This window comes from Algoriphagus litoralis, assembly GCF_003259255.1.
Lineage (GTDB): Bacteria > Bacteroidota > Bacteroidia > Cytophagales > Cyclobacteriaceae > Algoriphagus > Algoriphagus litoralis.
The window spans coordinates 390,644-415,302 of record NZ_QGOL01000002.1; the positions used below are offsets into that span (position 1 = coordinate 390,644).

At 44.3% G+C, this 24,659-nt stretch carries 18 protein-coding genes; 5 read left to right on the plus strand and 13 right to left on the minus strand.

Annotation, left to right across the window (positions count from 1 at the left end; all coding sequences use genetic code 11):
* The first annotated feature begins 49 nt into the window (after nucleotides 1-49).
* A complete protein-coding gene (locus DK188_RS01605; protein WP_111669029.1) occupies nucleotides 50-853 on the plus strand; it encodes an inositol monophosphatase family protein in 804 nt (267 codons plus the stop codon).
* On the opposite strand, the gene DK188_RS01610 is transcribed toward DK188_RS01605, so the two are convergent.
* From DK188_RS01610 to DK188_RS01630, 5 genes are all read right to left on the minus strand, one after another.
* Nucleotides 753-1,448, minus strand: coding sequence for an SRPBCC family protein (locus tag DK188_RS01610; RefSeq protein ID WP_111669030.1), 696 nt, complete (start codon nucleotides 1,446-1,448; stop codon nucleotides 753-755). The genes DK188_RS01605 and DK188_RS01610 overlap by 101 nt on opposite strands.
* Nucleotides 1,445-2,251 (minus strand): hypothetical protein, encoded by an 807-nt coding sequence (locus DK188_RS01615; protein ID WP_111669031.1) that lies wholly within the window; start codon nucleotides 2,249-2,251, stop codon nucleotides 1,445-1,447. Before DK188_RS01615 ends, DK188_RS01610 begins: the two co-directional genes overlap by 4 nt.
* 4 nt (nucleotides 2,252-2,255) lie before the next feature.
* Nucleotides 2,256-3,035, minus strand: coding sequence for an SDR family NAD(P)-dependent oxidoreductase (locus DK188_RS01620; protein WP_111669032.1), 780 nt, complete (start codon nucleotides 3,033-3,035; stop codon nucleotides 2,256-2,258).
* Between the two features lie 81 nt (nucleotides 3,036-3,116).
* Complete coding sequence (locus DK188_RS01625; protein ID WP_111669033.1) at nucleotides 3,117-3,734, minus strand: TetR/AcrR family transcriptional regulator; 618 nt, start codon at nucleotides 3,732-3,734, stop codon at nucleotides 3,117-3,119.
* Between the two features lie 112 nt (nucleotides 3,735-3,846).
* A complete protein-coding gene (locus tag DK188_RS01630) occupies nucleotides 3,847-4,755 on the minus strand; it encodes an AEC family transporter (RefSeq protein WP_111669034.1) in 909 nt (302 codons plus the stop codon).
* A gap of 104 nt (nucleotides 4,756-4,859) precedes the next feature.
* Between DK188_RS01630 and DK188_RS01635 the strand changes: the two genes are divergently transcribed.
* Nucleotides 4,860-5,087 (plus strand): hypothetical protein, encoded by a 228-nt coding sequence (locus DK188_RS01635; RefSeq protein ID WP_111669035.1) that lies wholly within the window; start codon nucleotides 4,860-4,862, stop codon nucleotides 5,085-5,087.
* On the opposite strand, the gene DK188_RS01640 is transcribed toward DK188_RS01635, so the two are convergent.
* The gene (locus DK188_RS01640; RefSeq protein WP_111669036.1) at nucleotides 5,084-5,458 is read right to left on the minus strand and encodes a UDP-glucuronosyltransferase; all 375 of its coding nucleotides are present in this window, start codon (nucleotides 5,456-5,458) and stop codon (nucleotides 5,084-5,086) included. The two genes, DK188_RS01635 and DK188_RS01640, sit on opposite strands and share 4 nt — an antisense overlap.
* A 298-nt stretch (nucleotides 5,459-5,756) precedes the next feature.
* Between DK188_RS01640 and DK188_RS01645 the strand changes: the two genes are divergently transcribed.
* Genes DK188_RS01645 through rpiB form a run of 3 tightly spaced genes read left to right on the plus strand, consistent with a single transcriptional unit; the run spans nucleotide 5,757 to nucleotide 8,340 of the window.
* Nucleotides 5,757-7,025, plus strand: a complete 1,269-nt coding sequence (locus tag DK188_RS01645; protein ID WP_111669372.1) for a serine hydroxymethyltransferase — start codon at nucleotides 5,757-5,759, stop codon at nucleotides 7,023-7,025.
* A gap of 16 nt (nucleotides 7,026-7,041) precedes the next feature.
* Nucleotides 7,042-7,896 (plus strand): twin-arginine translocase subunit TatC, encoded by an 855-nt coding sequence (gene tatC / locus DK188_RS01650; RefSeq protein ID WP_111669037.1) that lies wholly within the window; start codon nucleotides 7,042-7,044, stop codon nucleotides 7,894-7,896.
* A 6-nt stretch (nucleotides 7,897-7,902) separates the two neighbouring features.
* A complete protein-coding gene (rpiB, locus tag DK188_RS01655) occupies nucleotides 7,903-8,340 on the plus strand; it encodes a ribose 5-phosphate isomerase B (RefSeq protein ID WP_111669038.1) in 438 nt (145 codons plus the stop codon).
* Nucleotides 8,341-8,408: 68 nt separating this feature from the next.
* Here the strand turns inward: rpiB and DK188_RS01660 are convergent, their stop codons facing one another.
* From DK188_RS01660 to DK188_RS01690, 7 genes are all read right to left on the minus strand, one after another.
* Nucleotides 8,409-10,043, minus strand: a complete 1,635-nt coding sequence (locus DK188_RS01660; RefSeq protein ID WP_111669039.1) for a S8 family peptidase — start codon at nucleotides 10,041-10,043, stop codon at nucleotides 8,409-8,411.
* Nucleotides 10,044-10,119: 76 nt separating this feature from the next.
* Nucleotides 10,120-13,953, minus strand: coding sequence for an eCIS core domain-containing protein (locus DK188_RS01665; RefSeq protein WP_111669040.1), 3,834 nt, complete (start codon nucleotides 13,951-13,953; stop codon nucleotides 10,120-10,122).
* A 9-nt stretch (nucleotides 13,954-13,962) separates the two neighbouring features.
* Nucleotides 13,963-14,148 (minus strand): hypothetical protein, encoded by a 186-nt coding sequence (locus DK188_RS01670; protein WP_111669041.1) that lies wholly within the window; start codon nucleotides 14,146-14,148, stop codon nucleotides 13,963-13,965.
* Between the two features lie 11 nt (nucleotides 14,149-14,159).
* A complete protein-coding gene (locus tag DK188_RS01675; protein ID WP_111669042.1) occupies nucleotides 14,160-15,509 on the minus strand; it encodes an ATP-binding protein in 1,350 nt (449 codons plus the stop codon).
* Entirely contained in the window at nucleotides 15,503-17,089 is a 1,587-nt protein-coding gene (locus DK188_RS01680; RefSeq protein WP_111669043.1) for a contractile injection system tape measure protein, read from the minus strand. The genes DK188_RS01675 and DK188_RS01680 overlap by 7 nt, the downstream gene beginning before the upstream one ends.
* Nucleotides 17,086-20,445, minus strand: coding sequence for an Ig-like domain-containing protein (locus DK188_RS01685; protein WP_111669044.1), 3,360 nt, complete (start codon nucleotides 20,443-20,445; stop codon nucleotides 17,086-17,088). The genes DK188_RS01680 and DK188_RS01685 overlap by 4 nt, the downstream gene beginning before the upstream one ends.
* A gap of 12 nt (nucleotides 20,446-20,457) precedes the next feature.
* Nucleotides 20,458-24,657: a hypothetical protein gene (locus tag DK188_RS01690; protein WP_111669045.1), complete on the minus strand. Its 4,200-nt coding sequence runs from the start codon at nucleotides 24,655-24,657 to the stop codon at nucleotides 20,458-20,460.
* Nucleotides 24,658-24,659: the final 2 nt, after the last annotated feature.

Consider the following 24,659-nt stretch of genomic DNA (forward strand, 5'->3'; position numbering starts at 1 on the left):
TTCTATTTTTGAAAACCAATCACCCCCTCCCTACTCAAAATAAGACAATATGATTACCCAAGAAAGGCTCACCCAATTGCTGGAGCAGACTCAGGAAGTTGCCAAAGAGGTTGGCGCATTTATCCGGAAAGAAAGACAGCATTTTGATGTGAAAAAAGTCGAACACAAAGGGTTTAATGATCTGGTCTCCTATGTGGACAAAGAGGCCGAAAGACAAATCGTAGATCGATTGAGTGCTATCTTGCCTGAGGCAGGTTTCATCACCGAAGAGGGAACCAATACCACCAAGGGAGAAACATACAACTGGGTCATTGATCCGCTGGACGGCACGACCAATTTCATTCATAATATTCCGGTATTTTCTGTGAGCATTGCACTGATGGAGGGCAATGAACTTATTCTAGGAGTGGTCTATGAGGTCAACCGTCACGAGTGTTTTTATGCCATGAAAGGTGGAGGGGCTTATTGCAATGATACCCGAATAAAGGTGAGTGAGGCCGAACAGCTTTCAGCATCCCTGATTGCTACAGGATTCCCGTACTATAATTTCGAATTGATTGACAAATATCTGGCAACGATGAAATCGCTCATGCAGAAGACTCATGGCCTCAGAAGGTTTGGTTCGGCTGCTGTGGATCTGTGCTATGTCGCTTCAGGAAGGACTGAAGGATTTTTTGAATACAATCTCAATTCCTACGATGTCGCCGCTGGAGCTTTGATTGTCAAGGAGGCTGGAGGGCAAGTGACTGATTTCAAAGGAGGAGAGGATTATGTGTTTGGGCGAAATATCGTAGCAAGTAACGGAGCGATTCATCCGGATTTCTTGGGAGTCTTGGCAGAGTTTTGGAGTTGATCTCGGAATCGGTTAGGTTCTTCAAAGAAGAATAGTACTGGGATTTTTCTGCCTCCAATTTTAGCAATAGTAGCCACTCTTCGTGTTGTTTAAGTAATTTTTTGGGTAAAAATGTCTTTTGAAGTTTGGCCAGCTTTCCAGTCTGTGATTCATCGGTGATCACGCGGCATCCATTTTCGGTTGGAATAATTTTCCATGCATGATATCCTTGAATTTTGGCTTCGTTGAATTCCCAGCTGAGGGTTGCATAAGGTTCAAATTCAACGATTTTATTATTCAAGGCTTGACCCATCGAATTCCAGAAAACCTTGGTGTCTTTTTGTAAACTCAACTGTTCAGGGTTTTCGAACTTGATATTCTGAATTCCATCATACCATTTATTCCATTCTCCAGCTTGAATCAGAAGCTGCCAAACTACCTCAGGACTTGCGTGGATTGTGATTTCATTGTGGACATAGAAGTCACTTACTTTTGGATCAAAATTAGCCGGCCATCTGATCAGGTTTTCCTTTTCATTGTATTGTCTGGAGGAGGATTGAGCTTGTATAGTATAGGCGAAAGAAAGCAAAAGCAGGTATAATAGGAGAGTTTTCATAAGAGTTGATTTGGATGTTGAGAAGGACTAGAGTTGGATTTTTCAGCAAATAAAGGCTTCCCCTGGAGGGCTTGAATCAATGTAAGCACTGCAAGAGTCACATAGAGGATTCCTGCCAGCAAGGTGAGTTTGTTGTTTTTTAAAATATAAAAAGCCACAATAGGCAATACCTGTAAGGCGTGCATTCCCAGAAAATGGGCAACTCGTAGGTCTCCTACAGTTTTGCTCCAACCTAGGATAAAGAGGTTTGAATTGTCATTGATCAGGCCTACAGAATGACTCATTCTGCTCCCCATAAGAAATCCTTCAAAGGAGAAAATCACAAAAACTACGATTCCCATTCGAATGGCCCAGAGGTAATAAGTTGGCAGCTCCGGGAAATCATGAAGAAAAAACAGAAATCCTACGTAAGCAGTGAACAGCGTGACCAAAGTGGCAGCTAAAGCCATCATTCTAAACATCAGGGAGAAAAAAGGACTGCTGACGTTATAGTGCGATTGCTTTCCCTGGGCAGCCATGACCGTGATGTAAAGGATCTCAAATCCCAAAAGAATGATCAGTGTCCAATTGTATCCTTGAATGCTAAAGGACGGAAGGTAATGGCAATACCAAGCCATAGCCCAGGCAAATGTGAAGGTCGAAAAAGCAAACTTGAAAGGTTTATACCAGGCATTAACTTGATAGACCTGTGTGGAGGTGATTTTGGTCAGTAGGAGGAAAATCACAGCGAAAAAGAAACACAGCAAGCCGAAATTGAACAGGGTTTCATTTCTGGATTTGAGTTGGAGTGCGAATTCTAGCATGGCTCTAGTTTTTGATGCTTGCGAGGTTCTTTTTAATCTTCATCATCAGAAAATCTGGAGTTACGCGGGGAAGGTTTGCGATAAACCAATTGTTAAATCCCACGATTTTTTTTCCTTTCCCTTTGAGCAAAAGCTTAACCCCTTCCGAAGCTACCACTGCAGCAGAAACTGGTTTGTTTGCGCTCATGGCATTGGTTTTTCGCATTTCTGGAGTATGAAAAGGGGTTTCCACTGTGCCTGGACAAAGTGTGGTGACTATGACTCCAGTGCCTTCAAGTTCTGCAGCGATGGTTTCAGAAAATGCCAAAACAAAAGTTTTGGTCGCGGAGTAGACCGAGTAATAGGGGAAAGGAATAAAGGACAGTAAGGAAGCTACATTCATTATTTTGCCTGATTTCCGTAAGGCCATTTCCTGTGCAAATAATTTGGTCAGAACCACCAGACTACTCACATTTAGATTGATCATGTCCAACTCCAACTCCATTTTAGTCTCGAGGAAACTGCCATAGCCACCAAATCCCGCATTATTAATGAGATGAGAAACTTGCAGATTTTTACTCTTTACCTCATGGAATAGCCTGATGGCATTTTGAGGATCGGATAAGTCATACCGCATGATTTGAATGTCAATCGAATGCTGCTCGCTCAGGCTCTTCCTGATTTTTTCGAGGGTATCTTCGCTGCGAGCTACCAAGATCAAGTTGAACTTTTCTGCGGCAAGCTGCTGTGTCATCTCCAAGCCAATCCCGGATGTGGCTCCCGTGATAAGAATGTATTCCTTCATGTTAATCCTGATTTAGGTGAAGAGGTTGAATATGAATTATGTTATTTTAATGAACAATGTTCAATTAATGGCTAAATTTTTTTATTCCCTATCTATGATCTTGACAAATTCCTCATAAGCCTTCATTAGGATTGTGTTTGGATCTTCAAAATTTACACCTTTGACACGTTGACTGTTGTGAAGTGATGCCATACCGTGCACTGTACTCCATATGGCGAAAGAAAGCGGTTCAAGCTGATGCCCTGAGAAATGACCAGTTTCCATGCATTGGTTTACTGTCGATCTCAATACGTCAAATGTTCCCTTTCCTTCATTCCACTCTTCTTGATGCATGGACTCCAAAAAGTCCATTGGACCCTTCAAAGTGAACATCAGGTCATACATGTCCGGGTTTTCCAAGGCAAAACTTAGGTAAGTCTTTCCCAATGCCTTCAATCGCTCCATCGGATCAGCTACATTGAAGAGTACTTTCATTTCGCCACCGAGTTGTTTGAAGCCTTGAGAATGCAAATCATGAAGGATGTCATTTTTATCTTTGTAATAAACATAGACTGTTCCCACACTATATTCGATTTCATTGGCGATATTCCGAATGGTGGTTTGATCGATTCCTTTTTCTACAAAAAGCTTTTTTGCTGCCTGAAGGATTCGTGATTTAAGCTCCTCTTTTTCTTTAGCCTTTCGTTCAGATACTCCCATGTAACTTTTAATTAGGTCAAATAAAATGAACACTGTTCATTTTATCAAGTTCTTGTATGTTTTTTTTAAAATTTGGGCAAACAAAACCCATTTCCCCGATCAAGTTTAAGTTTTACCCCAAAAGAAAAAACCAAAGCAGTAGACTGATTGCGGAGATTGGCATACCTAGACCTGAGAGTAAGGTTGCCAGTTTGGGTTGCAGCCCAAATTGGATAGCCACAATTGACCCTGTGATCATAGGGGCCATACCACTTTCAAGTACGGTCACTTTTAGGTCCAGTGAATCTGCAGGAAGAAAATTCCCATAAATAAGCCAAACTACCGCCGGTGCCAAAATCAGCCGATAGCCCAATCCATACCAAAAAAATCGGGATGCGAGTGAGCTTCGATCCAATGAAAACTTCAGACCAATTGCCAAAAGTGCCATAGGAGGCATTGTTTTTCCGATCAATTGCAGGATTGGAATGAGAAATTCGGGAGTTTGGACTTCGACTAGACTCATCACTAGAGTTCCTACCAGAAACCCAAATGGAGGGAATTTTAGGATTTTCAAAGGGACTTTGGCCAGACTTTCACTGTGATTTCCATAGATCGAACCAACCAAAATCGACAATGAAGACACGATCAAAAATGATCCGCCCTGGTCGATAAGCAAGGCTGTAGGAAGACCCGCTTTGCCGTATAATCCTTCGATTACAGGAAAACCCAAAAACGAAGTGTTGGCTAGTCCGGCAACGATGATCAGGCAGCCAGTGGTGTTTTTCCCCCAATTGTATCTTCTGCCTAGCAACCCAAAAATCAACCAGGAAAGCAAAAAGGTAAACCAAGCAGCGGAAATGGGGATTAACAGCTCCCAGGAAAGCTTAATCTCAGGTATGTATAGGAGTGCCAAAGCTGGCAAAACGATATTGATCAAATAGGCCTGCACCCATTTTGAGGCGGATATTGTGGGGAATCCTGGGATTTTTCTAAATAAAATTCCCAAGAACAGACATGCTATGGCGATGATCACTCCTGTCATTCCCGAATATGTTGAAACTTATTTTTATTTAACATAGAAATAATTTGGAATCCTTGTATAGCCTTGAATATCAGCATACTTTTAAAAGTTTAAAAATAACAGCTATGACGAAACTTATACCCATCTTCATCGAAGGGGAAAAATGGATTCAGCTTTCTCAGCTTTCCCTGGATCAAGTTAAGTCACTCAAATCCATCCTTCCAGTGGACTGCATAAAAAAAGTGGTCTTTCAAGGAATCGAATTAAGCGAGTGTCTCGATTTTGAAACGTATGATTATTGGTTTAAATCGGAGCAGATTTCTAACCAACGTCAGGCTTTGTTGGATTTTTAATCCAGCCCTAAACTTTCCCTTTTTTCCGCAAAATATTTTTTAAGGTCAGGATAAAAGTCGCTTTCTGCCTCAGGGATCCCGTCTAATACCAGTTCGATATTTCCTTCCAGTGTATCTTGATTGACCTGCATCCCTTCGATCAGGTAGATCATGTCTTCAAACGAAAGCGGCTCCCAGCTGCTATTGGGATAGAGGAGGTAATCATTGCCATAGAAATCAATAACCTCAAAACTGATCTTTCCATCCAGCAAGTGGGCATAGATGCTGATCTGTTCGCCCCAGGTACTTTCTGGGTATTGAAGGCGAACCAACAAAACCGAATTGGTCTCCTGGCCAAAGTATGTTTCTGGTTGGAATTTGAAATCAAACATAATTTAAAATTACGAGGATGGATTTGAGAACCAATCCATCTCCGGGCAGTTTCGATAAATCAATCCATTTTTTTATCTATAGAAATATGAAGGTAAAGTGATTCAGTAAAACTTATAAATACTTGAAAATCAGCTTCGATTTTTAAGGAATGATTGTTTCTGCCCAACTTTGACACCATATCACTCTACATCTTTTTTTCCACATTGGATTATAGGGACTTTCGGGCTATTTTTGGGCTTGTTTTCAAATCGGCCGAATCGCTTTCGGCTATTCAACTTTGCTTTCAAACCCCTGATTATGAAAAGAGATTCGCTTGTATTCGACCTCATCGCTAGAGAAGAAGACAGACAAAAAAGAGGTATCGAACTGATCGCTTCCGAAAATTTTACCAGTAAACAAGTAATGGAAGCCGCAGGAAGCGTCTTGACAAACAAATATGCCGAAGGGCTACCGGGAAAGCGGTATTACGGTGGCTGCGAAGTAGTAGATGAAATCGAGCAAATAGCGATCGATCGAGCCAAAAAATTATTCGGGGCCACTTGGGCCAATGTTCAGCCTCACTCTGGAGCTCAGGCAAATGCCGCTGTAATGTTAGCTTGTCTGAAGCCAGGGGACTCCATTTTAGGCTTTGATCTCTCTCATGGAGGTCACCTGACACATGGCTCACCGGTGAACTTTTCCGGAAAGCTATACCAAGCAAATTTCTATGGCGTTGAGGAAGAGACAGGAGTAATCGATTACGATAAAGTAGAAGAAAAGGCACTTGCTGTCCAGCCAAAAATGCTCATTTGTGGAGCTTCGGCCTATTCCAGAGACTGGGATTACGAGAGACTCCGCGAAATCGCCGACGAGGTTGGGGCAATTTTGCTTGCAGATATCTCACATCCATCGGGACTGATCGCCCGTGGACTTTTGAATGATCCTTTGGAGCATTGCCACATTGTGACCACTACTACCCACAAGACCTTAAGAGGTCCTAGAGGTGGCCTGATCATGATGAGAGAAGATTTTGACAATCCATGGGGATTGACTACTCCAAAGGGAGAGATCAGAAAAATGTCATCCTTGCTTGATATGGGTGTTTTTCCGGGCACGCAGGGTGGACCTTTGGAGCATATCATTGCTGCCAAAGCAATTGCTTTTGAGGAGGCGCTTTCCGATGAATACATGCATTATGTCGTTCAGGTGAAAAAGAATGCATCCGTAATGGCCGATGAGTTCGTAAGTCGTGGTTACCAGATTATTTCTGGTGGAACAGACAACCACATGATGCTGATCGATCTGAGAAATAAAGAACTTACCGGAAAACTTGCTGAAGAAACGCTCGGTAAGGTAGATATCACGATCAACAAAAACATGGTTCCATTCGACACCAAGTCGCCATTTGTGACTTCTGGAATGAGAATAGGATCCGCTGCAGTGACTACCCGTGGATTGAAAGAAGACGATATGAAAAAAATTGTCCAGCTGATAGACCGAGCATTGCAAAACCATTCAGATGAAACCACTCTCGCCAAAATCAAGGAAGAAGTGAACGCATGGATGGTTCAATTTCCATTATACTAATTACTGAATTACCACAGTGGCCCTAGATCAAATTCAAGAGGAAGAGGAAGGAATGTCGTTTTTGGACCATTTGGAAGCCCTGCGCTTTCATTTGCTCCGATCCGTTGCGGCAATTCTGGTTTTCACAGTCATTGCCTTCTTAGCAAAGAGTATCGTATTTGGAATGATCATTTTGGGACCTTCCAAAGTCGATTTCTTTACGTATCGCGTACTATGCGATGTTGCAGCTTGGTTAAATTTACCGGCACTCTGCATCCAAGAGCTGCCTTTTACCATACAAAGCCGGCAGATGACGGGGCAATTTTCCATGCACATGACCTCCAGTTTCGTGGTTGGGTTTATTGCTGCCTTTCCCTATGTTTTTTGGGAGTTTTGGAGATTTATCAGTCCTGGACTGTATGACAAAGAGAAGAATGCGGCCCGTGGTGCGGTCTTTTTTGTCAGCTTTCTATTCTTGCTCGGAGCGGCATTTGGCTATTATGTTTTGGCCCCCTTGTCGATTAATTTCTTGGCAAATTACCAGCTGGATCCTACCATTCTCAACGAATTTGACATTACGTCCTATGTGACCACACTGGTGATGCTGGTATTAGCATCGGCGATAATGTTTCAGCTTCCGGTGGTGGTGTATTTTCTTTCCATGTCTGGATTGGTCACCTCCAAAATGCTGAAGTCCTATCGTAAGCATTCGATTGTGGTAATTTTGATCATTTCTGCAATTATTACTCCACCGGATGTGATCTCCCAGCTACTCATTTCTATGCCGATCATGGTACTGTATGAGGTGGGTATTTCGATTGCAAAAAGACTGGAGAAAAAGCGTGCAATCGCAGAAGCTGAATACCAAAAAAATCATCCAACAGAAGATTAATTTGTCATGTCAAAGAAAGTAGCAATAGGAGGAGACCACGCAGGTTTTGAATACAAAGCAAAACTGGTCGAAAAACTGACCTCACTAGGATTTGAAGTGAAGGATTTTGGGCCATTTTCTGATGCATCTGTAGATTATCCTGATTATGTGCATCCCTTATGTTCATCGATTGAGAATGGAGAGGTTGAATTCGGAGTCGTGATCTGTGGTAGTGGAAATGGCGTAGCTATCACGGCTAACAAACATCAGGGCATTCGTGCTGCACTTTGCTGGAATGAGGACTTGGCAGCGTTGGCACGACAGCACAATAATGCAAATGTCATCGCTTTACCTGCGCGTTTTATTACGTATGAGCATGCCGAAAAGCTGACTGAGATTTTTCTTTCAACGCCTTTCGAAGGTGGAAGACACCAAAACCGAGTCAACAAAATAGCTTGTAGCTAAGTGAAGCTAAAAGCAAAAAAGGCCTCAGCGAATTCGTTGAGGCCTTTTTTTTGAATAAGAAATAGATACTATAGAGTTTTTTCTCCTCGGGATACTTTATCAGCAAGAATGATCGCATTGTATAGGTTTGCGATTTTTCCTGATTTGGAGATCTCCCCCAAAGTCATTTCTGTTCCTTCTGGACCTCCAATGATTACTTTGACTTGAGGGGCAATGCCTGAATTCATAATGATTTGCTTCACTTGAACTGCTGAAAGGGAAGGGAAATAGGACCGAATCAATGCTGCCATTCCGGCTACAGCAGGGGCTGCCATCGATGTCCCGTCCTGAAACTCATAGGCATTATTAGGCATCGTCGAATAAATCGCTGCTCCTGGAGCAAAGACATCAACATTTTGCTTTCCATAATTGGAAAAAGAGGCAACCATCTCTGGCCCAAAACTCGAAGTAATTGCCCCCACCGTGATCACATTATTGACGATTTCTGGAGAATTTTGAAGCTTATGGTCATTTGGGAAATTTGGATTTTCATCACTGTCTAAGTCTGCACCGTCATTGCCGGCAGCATGGACAAACAATACATCCTTGGATGCAGCATAAGCCAATGCTTCGTACACCCACTCTGCATTGGGAGAAAATCCCTTTCCGAAACTTGCATTGATTACTTTGGCTCCATTATCTACAGCATATCGAATAGCGAGTGCCACGTCTTTATCGTATTCATCTCCATCGGGTACTGTGCGGACGCTCATGATTTTTACGTTTTGAGCCACTCCATCGATCCCCTTTTTATTGCCACGGGTAGCAGCGATGATCCCCGCCACGTGCGTTCCATGGCTTTCATCTTCATCTCGGATGTCGGGATTTCCATTTCCGTACTTTTTGTCATTGAAATCATACGGATTGTCTCCTACGGGTTTTCTTCCGTCAAAATCCACGTTGAGATGGAAATCTACTTGACCTTTATAGTAGTTGATACCTTCTTTTAGGTCAGCAATTGCTGTCGGTATATCCTGACCCATACCCATGACCTGAATCAATACACTGACAAGCTGCTCTTCTTGAGGGGATTTTGGTTTGTAGTTTTCTAAATCTTCAATGGAATAAAATTCCTTACCCAGCTCTTTTTGAAGATTCTGATGCGCCATGCTTACAAACTGTTCGATCTGTTGCAATTGGGGTAGGCTCTGCTTTGCTTCAGGAAGTTTCGAATCAAGTTCCGCCTTTGCTGCAGCTTGGTAGGCTTCATCACCTATTTTGAGTCGGATGATCCGAGCGATTTCCATTTGCTCGTGATACGATTCGCCCAAAAAATTATAGCCATGTACATCGTCGATGTAGCCATTCCCATCATTGTCTAAGCCGTCACCGGGTTTTTCATCAGCATTGACCCAAAGTACATCTTTGATATCCTCATGGTCCAGATCGATGCCCGAGTCAATGACTCCTACGATCACGGGCTGACTCTTTCGCTTCTTCAAAAGCTCGGCATAAGCACGATTCACACTCATACCTGGCACGGTATCTTTGACCATATCCAAGTGACTCCAGCGCATGGATTCAGATTCGGAAAGCTCAGAAGTTCTCGGAGTGGTGTTCGTATAAGTAATCGGAGGGGCGGTAATTACAGCCGTAGAGCTGCAACCCGTAGCTAGTAACCCTATGCTTAGGCCAGCCAGCGAATTAAACAGGGATTTATTCATGCCCTAAAGATACTATGGCTGAGAATAAAGCGAAAAGTTTTAGGTGTTAAAAAGGGTGAATTAGCATGCTTGGTTTCTAAACCTCATACGGATCACTTGAGATGTCATTATTTATAATTGTGCCTGAAGGAATTAGAGTTGTTCTTTCTTCTCTTCCTGAAGCTGAAATTGATGCTGGAGTAATAAGTTCCGCTTGGCAAATCAATCGGTTTGGAATATCTATTTCTGCCGCTTTAATCGAATTAATTATTGGGTCTGGATCAGTAGTAAGGCTTCTTCCATATTGAGCTTCCACTTTATAATAAACCATATTGCCAGCATTCACGGCTGTTTTCACTCTTGCTTCTGCGATTCGTTCATGCTCACTGTTCGCTCGTCTTGTTAACGGAGTGAGATTCTTCCAATCGGCTCCAGTACCACCAAGTCTTTCATTTAATAAATGGCCTTTAATATAATAGGCCCCTCTCCCTCTTTTTCTCTGGTTAATTTGATCATATCGGGTATGGTTAACACTTGGTCTTGATCCATGTGGAGCATTTTTGCTACTTAAATAAGTGGCTTCCATTGAAGTTCCATATGGACCAGTCAAGCCTCCGAACACCAAACCTCCATTAGACTCTGTGGCACAATCTTGAAGTACAGCCCCAAAAAGAGGGCCTAGTTTTCTACTTAATTCATCTACAAGTCTCCTAATTTCTCTGGTTTTTTCAGCCTCAGCACTTTCTTGTCTAGCTGGATCAGATTCATTAATCGTCTCTGCTTTTTTTGTTTCGATTTGATTGGCAATTGCTATAGCTTCGGCCTTTTTGTTATTTGAATTTGCGTCTGTGAAATTAAGATTGTTCAACCAAGAAACTAAGGGACTTGCTGGCATAGGATTAATCATAATTACCATTTCGCCAGCATTACTTTGGAAATAAATCCTGTGCTGATTTCCATCCTCTCCTTGGAAGCGATTTTCAATACCTAGCAAGTTTCTTGTCCAATTTACCACCGCATCCACCGCATTTCTTCCCATCGTAAGCAAAGCCCCACCGACCGAAAGGGCCCGATCAATCAGCCAGTCGATTGCTGCATTTACCCGGTCACGCAAGCCGCTGATCATCTCAGCAATTCGGGTACCCAGTCCTCTCAATCCTACCTGATTGGCCAAAAATCCTATCGCTACCGGGACTGCGCGAGCCAATGCCGCCTCGAGGAAATTAGCGGCATCCGCTACATTTCCTCTGGCAATATTCGCCACTCCGGCCACAAAAGAATTGACGATCTCGAGCATCTCACGGAGCTTTTCGATAAAGGACTGAACAGCTCGGTAAAAGGCAATGAAGCTATTGACCACTGCCATGATACCGGTCGGATCAAGCAAAGAAAGAAGTCTTGTGGTCACTTGCTCCACGATCCGGGTCATGATCCAGTTTTGAACCTGCTCCAGCACCATCGTCCAGAGGTTGCTCAGCTGCTCCTGCACATATTCCCAAATAGCAATCGGTCCACGCTCCCACACATCTTTGATGAAGGTCCAGATACCCGAAAGGGTATCGATAGCTGCCCGAATCTGCGCCACTCGCTCTGGACCTATTTTCAGCGCAAGCCGTTCCCAGACATTGTCAATAGTCAATCCCAATACATCGAGAACAAAACCCAAGATCGACTGGAAACTGAGGTCCGCAGGAGGATTGATTCCCGCAGTGGCCAATTCTCCGAAAAGCCAATCCCGAAGCCCACCTAAAAGGTGGGTGACGATATTATCAAAAAACTGGACAAAGCCCTGTTTGACGGCTCTGAGGAGATTTTTGAGGAAGCCAATTGGATCACTCTTGATATCCTCAAAAGCCGATCTGGCATTTGCAATGATCTGATTGACCGTATCAATCGGGAAGTTCATCACCACCAAAAGGACCTCTACTATGATCCGAACAATGGTTACGATAAAGGCAAAAAGCCGCTGTATCGGGTCTGCCAAAGTCTGCACGATCCGCACAAAAGCATCAATCGGATGGAATACATCTTCTATAGTGAAGCTATTCCACAGATCCAAAAACAGTCCTGTAATGTAAGCCCAGGTAAAGTTCAAGGTCGCAACGGCCGCATCTATTCTGCTTACCGTTTGCTCGATAGCACCCGTCTCTTTCATTTGCTGGAATTGCTCTTCACCTCCTGGCATCAATCCCATAAATCCCCGGATAATATTTTCGGTGGTTCGAGGGACAACTTCTTCCGTAAATGGATCTTTTTCAAGAATGACTGTCACCAAATGAAATCCCGGCTGTTCCCTTGCATAGGCCGAAAGTTGCGCCATCAGGGCATTTTTGATTATCTCCAAAACCTTGATTGCCACATTGGCCGCAAAGGTGAATACCCGCTCAGTGAATGGTCTGAAAATACCAATAGTCCTATTAAATGCTGCAACAGGATTACGGAGGTCTTCGAGTGAAAATGCGTTCCAGGCTTCTTCAAATAGGGATTTAACTTCGTCAAAACTAAAGTTAAGCGCAGCCAATTCTGCATCTATCCAGTCAGCTGTCTCCTGTATAGTGCCCTCTGCCTGCATCCGCTCGAGTTCTTGCTCTTTTCCGATTAGGATCAGAAAGGCTTCAATTTTCTCTGCAGTGGTGGATACGACTTCTTCTCCAGTCAGCGGATCATGGCCGAGCAGTTTAGTCAATAGTGGATATCCTGGGAATGCATCAGCAAGTGCTTTCAAACCAGCCATCAAAGCAGCTTTAATCAATTCAAAAATTTTGTCCTTGACCCTGCCGGCAAAAGTGACAATGTCTCGGTAAAGCTGACCAAAGGTCCGGTCCAGTACGGCCATGTTTTCATCCCAACCTGAGAATAGACTAGCCTCATCCCATGCCTGCTCTAGCGTTTGCTCCAGTCGGCGTGTGGTAAGATTCAAGGCAGTCATTTCGCTCTCCACCCAAGTCACCGCATCCTCGATTATACCGAGCTCTGTGAGTTTATTGAAAAGTAGGGTACCAAAAACCGGGATCAACCCAAGTAGTCCGCCGATTAGATTGGTGGCGTTTCGCTCAACATTTCGTCCGGCTAACGGATCATAGCCAATGATCACGGTCAGAAGCGTGTAACCAGGAATGTAGCTTGCAAATCGGGAAAGTCCCTCCCGTATGGCATAGCCTAAGCGCTGTACTTTTGGCTGGGTTTGGGAAACTTCCTCACTAGGAGATCTTTTCACCGCTGCTCCCTGCTGCACTGTATGAGTTAGCTCATGGGCAATCAGGTGTTTTCCTTGTGAGGATTCGGGTTGATATTTTCCTTCATTGAAGTAGATGTCATTCCCATGAGTGAAGGCCTGAGCACCTAGTGCCGAACTCATGGATGCAGCTTGCGGTCCGGTATGGACTCTCACTCCTGAGAAATCTGCCCCAAACTTTTGTCCCATGTCCTGCTGAATGGCTGGAGGTAAGGCAGCCCCCGAACCTGCACTTTGCTGGATTTGGGAAGTGAGCTGAGGAGAAACAGTCGCACCATCCCCTCCTAAGCATTGGATGTTCTCTTCTTCTCCACCTTTTAATTGTACTTCTTCCTCCTCCTCAGACAGTCTGATTAGGGATTTTTGCTCCGCAAAAAGTTGAACTTCCTCTTCCTCTGGATTCAATTGTACTTCTTCTTCCTCGCTTCTGCGGATCATTGATATCCCTGCTGACAGCGGTGCCATTTGAAGTTCTTCTTCTTCGGTAGCTTTCATTTGAAATCCACCCGGACTGGCCGACATCAATGGAGCAGCAGGTGCAGCAGGCATCATCATGACTTTGTCCGCCATCGATTCTGCCTCGTGCTCGTATTTGTCGTTTGGCTTGCCGACTTTCAAGGCAGGCTGAATCACACCCTTCCCAGCCCCGAGTGGTCGGGACTTTGGAAAAGGAATTTTTTCAGCGGCTGCTCCCATTTCTTTGAATTAAGATTTGATCGGATTCATCACTTCGCCGGGCTCCAAGGCTTTCATTCCATGGCGCTCCTGTTCTACTGGACTCATTTTTTCTGCCTTTTCGGGCTCCTTTGACTCCTTTTCTTTGTTTACCACCACCACGACAGGTTCTTTTTCATCTTCCTGTTCTGGCTTTTTTCTGACTTTTTTTCGCATCGCCTCAGGGATTAGATTGTTCTGCCAACTTTTTGGTATTCTCTTCTGATTCCTTCTTTGATATCCTCCAAGCGGATGATTTTGTCATCGTTTTCGAGCGCCATCAGCAGACTGTGTTGAATTACATTGATAATCCCCCCGCCACTGAGCTCAAAAGAATTGGATAGGGATTCCAGATCGACTTTGGATTCCAGTTTTGCCTGTTCCGGAAATCCTTTTTTCCAGAGCATCAACCGTTCCTCTGCATGAGGAATAGGGAAGAAGATGCTGGACTGAAACCGACGCATAAATGCATCATCCAGATTGTTCTTCAAGTTGGTGGCCAAAATCACCAAGCCATCGTAGTCCTCAATCCGCTGCAGCAAATAGGAAACCTCCTGATTGGCATAGCGGTCATGTGCATCGTTGACTGAAGTTCGCTTGCCAAAAAGCGCATCCGCTTCGTCGAAAAACAGAATCCAACCCTGCTTTTCTGCTCGGTCAAAAACTTTGGAAAGGTTCTTTTCGGTCTCTCCGATGTATTTCGATACCAATCTGGATAAATCAATACGATAGACATCGAGTCCCATTTTCTTTCCCAGCAAAGCTGCAGTAAGCGTCTTGCCTGTTCCAGGTGGTCCAAAAAACAAAGCCTTGTAGCCAGGTTTCAGAATACGGGACATGTTCCATTCCTGCATCAAAAAGTCCTTGTGCTTTAGCCAGACTTCCAATTCTCGAAGTTGGATCCAAGTCTCCTCAGGTAGGACCAGATCGCTCCAGTCCAAGGGAGTATGCAGCCGCTGAGCGGGAAAATCAGAACTGAAACCCGGTTTTTGAACTTTCCCGGTGGTGATCAGGTCAAGAATATCACGCGAAATGATCAAAGCTCCGTTCAGGAAGGATTCCTCTGTTTCGACTTCGCTCAGTCTCAGGATATTCTCTTTGAACAATACGCCACTTGAATCCAGCAGATTTTGGTATTGAAAGCGCTTTTTCAGCTCAATACCGGCGAGGATAAACATGACAGTTTCCCCAGTGGGAATGAAGCCATTGTGTGTCTTTCCTTTTCTTCCTCCAAACTCGGTGTAAATCTGCTGCGTAAGCTGGTTGCGGCTCATAAACATGTCCAAAAGTTGCGGGCGGATGTGGGGGACTGCTGCTAAAATGAGTAAGAATCGCTCTTCAGGACCCAAGTGAAATTTCCTGACCAGATCTGCATAGGAGGAGTCCATTCCCGCTAAATCTGGGGCAGGAATCTGGAGCAGGTCCGAGGGAGCGGATGAGGAATTGGAATTGATGGCAGACCGGGCTTTCAGGATCTGCTGCAGCCAATCCAGCTCAAGCTGAATCGTTTGGGCGTTATCGTGTGCTTTGCTTACCATTCGGTGTAAAGAGTTTCTTCCATCCAGGGGAGTTTGATGATGCTGATGGTCCAGGGAAGTCTGTTTAATAAAATATCGATCGAGATTCTCGGGATCTGGAGTTGGAAACCTTTGTCTACTCTGCGGAGGCTTCCTTCTCTGGGGAAAAATCCCTTAGCCATTGAGGCGCCAGAGGTACTTTTCAGCGCAGTCCAGCGAGTGACCATGGCATCGAGTAGGTTTTTGATTTCTTCTTTTTCGAGTTCGGAAGGAGAAAAATTCACTTGGATAGGTTCTGACGGACTCATCCCACAAAGGATTTTATTTAGTAACAAATCTGACTCTTGGTAGGAATAGGATTCATCCAAAAGTGCCTGAATCAGCAAAACTCCCCGGTTCTGAGCTTCCAACGAAACAAAAGCTTTATTCTCCACCAATCCCAAGCCTTTGAAAAAGTAGGGTAAAAAGGGTGCTGCGAGTACCAGACCCGAATTGGAAATCGGGAAAGTTTCGTCCAGTTCTAATTTTTCGGTAATACTCGTTTTTTCTTTTCGTGTTTTAGCCAATTTGGAAGCGGATAGGCTAGCTGCCGAGATATCTCCTAGGGAAGACTTAGGAAAGTTTGCTCTTGCTGTCTTCAAGAATTTTAGAAAAAGATCTTTTCCCGTTTCTTGGCCATTTTTTAGGATTTGGGGTCGGGGAGATGAATATTTGAAAATTGGAGTTTTAGTCCATTTTGACCAGATTTTTTCTAAGACTCCAATCCGAGATTTCTGAAAGAAATCAGCAGGAATTAATTCTATCAAAAGCTCCGCTAAGGCCTCCTGAGTAGGACGAAAAGCAGTTTTTGAATGGATCAGCCAAGTCTTTAGCCATTGTGTGACTGGATTTTCCAGTTGTTTTTCAGCCAGTAGAAAAGCTTCAGCCGTTCGAGCTTCCAAACCTCTCTCCAATTCATCTTTTAGATATAGTTCTGGAGAAAAGGTTGCTAGTAAGGACTTGATGAGAATTTGACTTTCTTTTCTTTTTTCCGGAAAAGCAAGGGATAGCATCTTTTGAATTTCATCTGTTTCGAGGTGATTTCTTAATCTTTCAAGCATCACTGGCGAAAAAGCCTCAGACTGCATCCAAGTCAAAAAACGTTTGTTTTTCTCCGAAACAAACATCTTAATCAAGTCCTTTATTCCCTCTTTTTTGGACTTGGATGCCCACCAGGGTTTCCTTCCATATTGGAGCAGGTAGATCAGGAGTTCGAGTGGCTTGGACTCATCTTGGGGCTGTCTATAATCCTGCGTTTTTTGCGGTTTATTTGCTTCGCTTAATTCTGGAATCTGTCTTAAAAGCTGAGTTTTGAGCATTTCTTTCAGCTTTTTATGGAAGATTTCAGGAGATTGATTTTCAAGGATTCTTCCCAAATCCAGCTCTACTTGTTCCAGTCTGAACCATTTTCCCTCTTGATCCAATTCGTCCAGTACTTCCTCGATCACAGGAAGCCAGTCTTTCTCATATCGCTCTCCCCATTGATCCATAGCAGCTTTTGCCCTGCGCTCGTCTGTATAGCGCAGATCCAAAATTTGCCGATGAATCAAGTGCCTGCTCATTGTCTCCCTAAGAGTTTATTGACTAGGACAGCTTTTGTATCTGTACTTCGGATTTCGATATTTTTGGATTCAGCGATTAGCTTTAGCGTATCGTTTTTCAGACTGGAGAGCTCTTCCGGTCTTAGGGTGATTTCTTCTTTTTCTTCTGTTGCGAGTTTGAGAAGTTCTTCTCTAGTAGGCGTAGTGTCGGCGGCAATAGTTTTCCCCTGAGCAGAAACAATTTCTGCCAAAACCGCCTCATTCAACCCAGAGGGTCGGACTCCCACTACGACAACTTCTTCAACTACCGCGGGAGTAAGGAAAATGTCTATCGTACTCTCAGAGCAAATAAATCGGGTCGCCTGCTGGAATCGCTCAGCCTGAATAAGCAAATTCGCTCCAGGCTTGGTCAATTTGAGTGAAAATTCACCCTTTTCATTAGTGCTCGTGCCATTATTTGTGCCCTGCTCTAAAATGAATGCTCCTACTACCGACCCTCCTGTAGGGCCCATCACTCTTCCTATAATTTCAGTAGTGGTACATTGATTAGTTGGTGGTTGCTGAGCACCACAGTTTGATTTTTGATAGTCCAGAATGAGTTGACCCAGCTGCTCATAGGATGCATTATCGAAGTTGATACCCAAGCAACTTAGGAGTTGTTTTCTTGCCTCTTCATCTTCTAGGAAAGAGGAGAAGATCTCATCTTCGGTGAAGCCCTTGGATTGTTGAAGACTAGAAAGTAAAGCCTCAACTCGCTGCTCAAAAGTCAATTCTCTATTAGGAATCTGCCTTTCTGCCAAAGCTGCGAGGATATTTTTCTCTCCCCAGCAGGATATAATTTCTGTGGTATAGCATGAATTTGCCTTAGGAGCTTTGACCCATATCGTAACTCTGCCTTCGTCTTGAAGTCCGGATTTCTCATCTTGAAGAATGTAAGTGAAGGCATCGTCTCCTGTGAAATCCTCTGCAGGAGTGTAAAAAAATGCTGGGCTGTTTCCGTCTTGGTTGACTTTTCCTCCTTTTTCGGATTTGTCTGTAGTCTGTTTGATCACATAGTTCCTTTCGATCGGAAGGCGATCATTCACCATCACCTCGATCCGGATCGGCGTGTTGATATTTGTGATTGCATAATCAGGTCGGGCAAAAGGAGGCAGAAGGTCCCATCTCTCTTCTCCGCAAGCATCGATGCAGTCACAGCAATCCGCTTTACCAGCCAGACTGAAGTCCCCAATCACCCTGCCCGTAGACTGGAGATAAAGCAGGTAAAATGTATCTCCTCGGTAAACACCAGCCTCGTGAGTCAGGCCAGGATTTTTTTTCAGGTATTCTGAAAATTTCCTTGAGTTTTGAAGCTGTGCGACTCTGTTGACATAGCTGAGGTAAAGCCGCTGGATTTTGGTGAAGTAAAACAGATCAAGAATCCGGTAGAGAATAGGCGAGACTCTTGCCAAAAGCCCGTTGTAGAGCTCCAGATTCTTTTCGGATTCTTTTTCGGGAAGGTCAATTTTGTCCAAAAACTTAAACTGGATCAAAAGCAAATCGAGCAAAGTCTGTAGGATTTTTTTGTAAGCCTCCTGAAACTTTTGCCAGTCCATATTTTCCAGACATTCCTCCAATGCTCCAGTCCAGCCTTCAAAAAGCTCGAAGTACTTCATGACTTGTTCTTCGACATCCTTGTCAAAAAGCTCGTCCTTTTCGCCATACTTCTTGTTCATGTCCCGGAGGAAGCTGAGAATGTCTTTCAGGTCACGCATCATGCCTACGAGCTGAAAGCGGTGCTGGGAATATTCTTCCTGCAGATCATGCCAGCCGCAGTTTTTATCCTCCAAAGCACCTCCTGCATCCAAATGCAGTGTTTCAAGATGAATGGGAAGATTGAACTGCTGAATCAATTTCTGGATAGTTTCTTTGGCTTTATCCAGTTCCTGATCCAAGTGACCTTCGATTCTCAGAAAAGGAAAATCCTCCAAATCATAATGCAATGGCGATTCCAAGAATGTCCCTTCCGGCTTTGGCGTGTCAGGTTGATTGTCATAGCTGAGTACCTCCTCACGATCTGCAGACCACAGATTTTTATTGCCTGGATCTGTCCAGCTTTTTTCAAGAGAAAACCAGCTTCCGAGTGAACCCTTGCTCTTCAAATTGAAATAGTATGGGATACTGCGCTGGCCCAAGAGCCCCATTTTTTCCTTGCTTGGGGTGATTTTGATGGGGAATTTTTCCGGAGACAGCTTTTGAATAAGCTCTAATTCGAATGTTTGGATCATCAGCAGAAGCCGTCTGTAGCGCTGAGCGACAGTTTCTTTGAGCAATTTTTGCTCATTGAAAATCGGCGGCTGGACAAAGCCATGGCGATAGGTATAGAATTCTTCGGCAGTGGCTGTTTTGGCTTTACCCAGCAAAAGATGTAGTGGAAAAAGCGAGGGATCTGTTGGGCAGGAGTACCAAAGCGAATGACCTGCTTCGAGGAATTCTTCCCAAGCCAATGCAAGTTCTTTGAAAAAATCCCAGAGATATTGGACGCCTTTAATTGAAGCCGGACCAGCTGTCAGACTGGTTTCCAGCTGGGAGATTTTGGTGGAAATGGCAGCCTGATCAAAGGGATTGGCAAAGCCAAAACTTTTGCCCAGAACGGGTTCAAAGACGGAATAGCCTTTTTTCAGCTGCTCCCAAAAGTCAGCCTTGGTCAATTCTATGATCACGGACTGATACTGTTTTACAAATTCCGGAAGTGAATTGGATTCTGGCTTACTGGGATCAAAAAGCGGCTTTTTCAACCGAAATGCCTTCAATCCGGATGCTCCTGAAAATGATCCCGAAACATTTGCCGATCGGGTCAAGATCAGATCCAGGTCGGTTTTTGATACGAGCAGTCTCCGCAAGGAAAAGATCCGGTCCTTTCCTTTGTCATCACAGGCATTTCCCAGGCAGGACTTGAGATCCCGATCAAAAATCTCAAGGAAAAGCAGGACAAATTTATCGTTCAGAAAATTTGCCGGGCTGTTGAGTTTTTTGACTTCTGTGTCATCCTCCGGCTTTTCGCTGAGCATTTCCCAGAGTTTCACGTCCTGTGCGGGAAAGCCAAATGGCTTGTAGGTCACCGTCTCGGGCAGGGTATAGGGGCGATAGTGTGTGCCTAAAAAGTCTGTTCCAATCTGTATCAGGAACCCCTCCGAGGTGATTCCAAGGCCTTTCGAGATTTTCACCTCTCCGGGAAGCGGCTGAACCTGAAGGCCACAGACTATCCCGATGCCAATCAACTTGGACCGGGTCAGCCTATTTTGCTGATCCAGATAGGCGCTGAGCTGGTTGAGCTGATCGCTGGTGAGGACTTGGCTGCCTTCGAAAATCGGATAAGTAGGAATGATCTGGCTCATAGAAATGTGGTTTTAAAATTCTCCCAATGATGAAAAATTGAGAATAATGGCATCGTCCAATGTGTCGTCTTCTGCACAGTCGTGAAGTGTGCCGGATGGGTAGACATTTCGGACTTTTTCCAAAATCTCAATCAGTTGGGAAAGTGCTGTTGAAAGTTTCTTGGGATGTTGTGGGTTTTTGAGCGATTCGAGCAGCCAGATTTTCCAGGCTTGCTCCAGCTCCTCCATGTGCTCCGGGCTGATCCAGCAAACTGTCAAAAAGACGTGAGCTGGCGCCTCAGTTTTTAATTTGTTTTCCAGAAATCTCCTGAAGTCCCTGCTGGTAAATCTTCCCGCCCAGAAAGGAAGCAAGACGTGCGCAATGCAGGTATAGGGATCGTCAAGTGTGCATTCGCACTCTTCCTGAAAATGTGGGTCAAGCAATCGATCCTGGATCAGTTCAGTGACTACGACATCGGAATCATTGACAAACTTGTATTTCTGGTTGTGGCGGGGTCTTAGAAGAATATGCTCGACTAGATGTGTCCCTTCGTGGCTGAAGAATTCTTTTTGGAAAAAGGATTGCAACTTTTCCAAAGTCTTGATCTCTTCACCTCCCGGTACCAAAAACTCTGCTCCATTCACAGATAGCACTTCAAAGCTTCGCGAAATCAGGATTTCGGCGCCCTCCAAATCCTGTCTTGGCCTGACTGAAGTGGTGATTACTGTGTTTCCGTCAACTAGTTCGAGCTTGAAAATGGGGTAATCGATGAACAAATCTTCCTCGTCCAGTACTTTTCGGATGGTAATTTCAGCTAGGCGAGAAAGCAGGGATACTTGACCACCCGCAACTGTGAGTTCCTGCTTTTCTACATCGACCGAAAGAATTTCCAAGGTTTTTTGAAAAACGATCAAGTCTCCTTTCGTAGGGGTTGGATCAGCAGTAAGCTTTATTTTCGATCCTTCTGCAACAGCAGTCGACAAAGTGATCGCAATAGGTTCAAAGCCAGTTTGAATCAACCAACTTTCTCCCCAAGATCCGTCCAAAAGTTGAGCGGCAAGCGGGGCATTGAAGTTGTTTGCGATACTTTTTGCCAATACTCCTCCTCGAATCGGATCGATGATAGAAAAATGGTAGGGAGAATCAGAATCTTCATCAAGCTGATAGCCACTTGGTCTGTATCCGGCAGCCAGCATATCCCAAATGTGTTCTTTGATTCTGCTTTCGGCCAGATTCTGAAGTTCTTCTTCATCAACTGCATCAGCCACTTCTTGGGTTATTTTGCCTGAAAGGATGGCTGTACCTGCACCAAAAGGGGCATCGAAAAACTCAAACTCAATGATATATTTTGGCGGTGCAGGAGCCATCGAAGTGGTAATGGTGAATTCATACCAATCCTCCAGACCCAAACTCAGATTCTTTCGATTGGCTCTTGGGTTTTGGATGAATTCGGAGAAAAACATCTCCTGAATTCCAGCTAAAGCCAGTTCTGCCTCAGCGGATGAAAAATCTTTTTTGACGCTTTCACCGAGGATTTCGTCTTTGAGGAACAATTCCAGAACAAGATTGCCATCCGTTCCAGCAATTCCCCAATTGCCCGGGTCAGCCGCGACCAAGAGAATCTTTTCCAAGCTCAGTTTGGCATTTTCCAAAGAGCTGAATGCTTCCAAAAGCTCAAAAAGTGGCTGATCCGTAGCGTCCAAGACCATGATAGTCCATGCACCGTTCATTTTTGAAAACTCAAATTTCGGACTGAAGATCAACCAATCTGCTGTTTTTTCTCGAATACCATAGAGACCAGCCACTCTGTTTTCCAGACCTGATAGATTGTCGATATGGTAATACTCCTCTGGAATCGCATAGTCAAAACCCTGAGCCCGTTCGGCACTGATTTGAGGATACTTATTGAGAAATTGAAGTTTATCCTCGATCAATCGTTCTTTGCCTTTTTCAGGGCTAAGCCTCACTGTCAGCAAACCATAATCTGTCAATTGCTCTGCAAAACGTCCCAAAAGGTGGTTCAAGAACTTGTTTCTGCGCTCTAGGTATTTTTCTTTTGGCTCGGTGAGGGTGTTTAATATATCCTGAAGTCCTGCCAAATCCTTCCAGAGGTCGGCAGTATCGGGCACTAGGTTTTCCAGATTTTGGGAGAAATAAGTCTGTGTGATTGCCGGATTTCCAAAAGCATCCTTATCCAAAGAAATGGAAAAAAGATCTTGGACATGAGCCAATTGGGCTAAGTAATTGGCTAGAATCTGGTCGAATACCAGCAAAAAGGCTTTAAGTTGCTTCACCTGATAGGCCTCTGGTCTACCCTCGCCTTGCGGCATCATTCCCTCTTCACCGACTCCATAGACTAGGGGGAAATCATTTTGGATCGAAAAGTAATCTCCTGAATCAGCGAATTCCCCGCGGATTTCATCAAAATCCATCTGCGGATAGCGGATCTTTTGAGGACGTTTGGCTCTCTGTATTTCATCCAAATGGTCTTCAACCTCCTCCCTATTTGCCTTGAAAGGGAGACCTTCTTTGTAATAAATCAACTTGCTGAGCTCTGAATTGAGCCTTGGCACATAATTCTGAGCTACGGCCAAATCCAGACACCATTTCACGCTTTTGGATGCTATTTTGCCATCCGGATCATCCTGAGGGATGTTCGCGATTTGGATACTTTTCACTGCCAAAACCCCCTCAATATCCATGATCAGGTGGATCAAATCCGAGATATGGATTTTCGATTTTCGGTCTGCCTTGACCAATTCATTGCTGTCAATAAATCCATGTTTTAGTAGCGGACCTTCAAAGATTTCTTCTGTAGGCATGCATTGACTTGCCTCCCAATCTCCAAAGTAAATGCGGTCATCTTCACGGATGAGTGGGCTCGAAAAATTAGGCGAAACGAGGATTTCAGCCAGTCCGGGTTCCTTTGGAGCTACCTTGACTTCAAGGATTTGATAGGTTCCTGCATTATTGCCTGAGCCAATAATGCTGAGAGTCGAGCCTGCTTTTGGAAAACTATCAGGATCAAGTTTCATCCAGATTTTTGCAGGATTTTGCAGGATTCTGGTGACGGGAAGTGTGCCCGATTTGCAGCGATGAAGCATCTCTTCCAGTCCATAGAAATTGATCTGAGGGGAAAGAAAATCTCCGATGGCAGAGAAAATTCTGGCTTCTGTCAGCGCCACATCTGCCTCGGGACTGAGTTCGATATCAGCACAAACCAATATTTCTTCCACCCGCAGTGCGTGAAAAGCCACAAAATCCTCACACAGGTTTCGATTGGCATTCAGTGTTTTTTGAACTTCAGCGAGTACTTCCCTGATTTTTTCAATTTTGATCAGGTAAAAAGCGAGGATTCCCTTCGGATCAGTGAATACAAAATTGTTCACCAAAGTATTGATCGCATCGATTCCTTCTACTTCCTCCAGTCCGCTTGGGGTTAATTCTGTGCCGCTGAGCTGGATATAGTTGGTTGGAGAAAGTTTGTAGCTCAGCTCGAAGCCGGATGGTACATTTTGAAATTGAATGAAAATGCCCTGAATGGCTTTTCTGATGGCTGTTTTGTCTTCCCAGTCAATGTCCTCGTCCCAGCGGGGAAACTCCACCTGAATATCGATTACCACTCCAGCCAAATCCGGATGAGCATCGATGGCGATCTCCATGCTGAGCTTGTTTTCATTCAGATCACCCAGTTCATCCGTGGTGTCAAACTCAAGCAAGACATCGTAAAGAATACCAAGTTGAAGTGCTTTTTCTGAAGCTGGGAAGGGTTTATAGGCCAGTTTTTTAGCCTTTCGATCCGGGAAAATTTTGATCTCATTGCTTTCTCTCAGCGTGAGCCATGCATTTTTTACACCTGCAAATCTTTTTTCTGGAATACCATCAATCTCAATCTCTTCAACTACCTCCACATCCATAATAAGCTTTCGGAAGTCTTCGATGGTGATTGCTTTTCCCGGAAGAATCTGAGATCCTTTGAAAAACTGGTCTGCCAGAGAGCCAGACTCATCAGCCAGCAGATCCTGAATCGGTTTATTTGCCCGGTAACTCAGGTCGGTGATGGCATAGCAAAGTACTTCCAGAATCGTGACACCAGGGTCATGGGTGTTGTAATCTGTCCAGATTTTGCCGGAAAGCCGTTGAATGTAAGCAATCGCCTCTTTGCGAAGCAGCTCAAAATCCATGGCCGGACTTGCCGGTTTTGCCTTCGATATCGTGATTGATTCCTGCATAT

What these genes read in the sequence shown, in the direction of transcription:
- DK188_RS01605 (WP_111669029.1), top strand. Translation starts at nt 50, where the DNA reads ATGATTACCCAAGAAAGGCTCACCCAATTGCTGGAGCAGACTCAGGAA.
- DK188_RS01610 (WP_111669030.1), bottom strand. Translation starts at nt 1,448, where the DNA reads ATGAAAACTCTCCTATTATACCTGCTTTTGCTTTCTTTCGCCTATACT.
- DK188_RS01615 (WP_111669031.1), bottom strand. Translation starts at nt 2,251, where the DNA reads ATGCTAGAATTCGCACTCCAACTCAAATCCAGAAATGAAACCCTGTTC.
- DK188_RS01620 (WP_111669032.1), bottom strand. Translation starts at nt 3,035, where the DNA reads ATGAAGGAATACATTCTTATCACGGGAGCCACATCCGGGATTGGCTTG.
- DK188_RS01625 (WP_111669033.1), bottom strand. Translation starts at nt 3,734, where the DNA reads ATGGGAGTATCTGAACGAAAGGCTAAAGAAAAAGAGGAGCTTAAATCA.
- DK188_RS01630 (WP_111669034.1), bottom strand. Translation starts at nt 4,755, where the DNA reads ATGACAGGAGTGATCATCGCCATAGCATGTCTGTTCTTGGGAATTTTA.
- DK188_RS01635 (WP_111669035.1), top strand. Translation starts at nt 4,860, where the DNA reads ATGACGAAACTTATACCCATCTTCATCGAAGGGGAAAAATGGATTCAG.
- DK188_RS01640 (WP_111669036.1), bottom strand. Translation starts at nt 5,458, where the DNA reads ATGTTTGATTTCAAATTCCAACCAGAAACATACTTTGGCCAGGAGACC.
- DK188_RS01645 (WP_111669372.1), top strand. Translation starts at nt 5,757, where the DNA reads ATGAAAAGAGATTCGCTTGTATTCGACCTCATCGCTAGAGAAGAAGAC.
- rpiB (WP_111669038.1), top strand. Translation starts at nt 7,903, where the DNA reads ATGTCAAAGAAAGTAGCAATAGGAGGAGACCACGCAGGTTTTGAATAC.
- DK188_RS01660 (WP_111669039.1), bottom strand. Translation starts at nt 10,043, where the DNA reads ATGAATAAATCCCTGTTTAATTCGCTGGCTGGCCTAAGCATAGGGTTA.
- DK188_RS01665 (WP_111669040.1), bottom strand. Translation starts at nt 13,953, where the DNA reads ATGGGAGCAGCCGCTGAAAAAATTCCTTTTCCAAAGTCCCGACCACTC.
- DK188_RS01670 (WP_111669041.1), bottom strand. Translation starts at nt 14,148, where the DNA reads ATGCGAAAAAAAGTCAGAAAAAAGCCAGAACAGGAAGATGAAAAAGAA.
- DK188_RS01675 (WP_111669042.1), bottom strand. Translation starts at nt 15,509, where the DNA reads ATGGTAAGCAAAGCACACGATAACGCCCAAACGATTCAGCTTGAGCTG.
- DK188_RS01680 (WP_111669043.1), bottom strand. Translation starts at nt 17,089, where the DNA reads ATGAGCAGGCACTTGATTCATCGGCAAATTTTGGATCTGCGCTATACA.
- DK188_RS01685 (WP_111669044.1), bottom strand. Translation starts at nt 20,445, where the DNA reads ATGAGCCAGATCATTCCTACTTATCCGATTTTCGAAGGCAGCCAAGTC.
- DK188_RS01690 (WP_111669045.1), bottom strand. Translation starts at nt 24,657, where the DNA reads ATGCAGGAATCAATCACGATATCGAAGGCAAAACCGGCAAGTCCGGCC.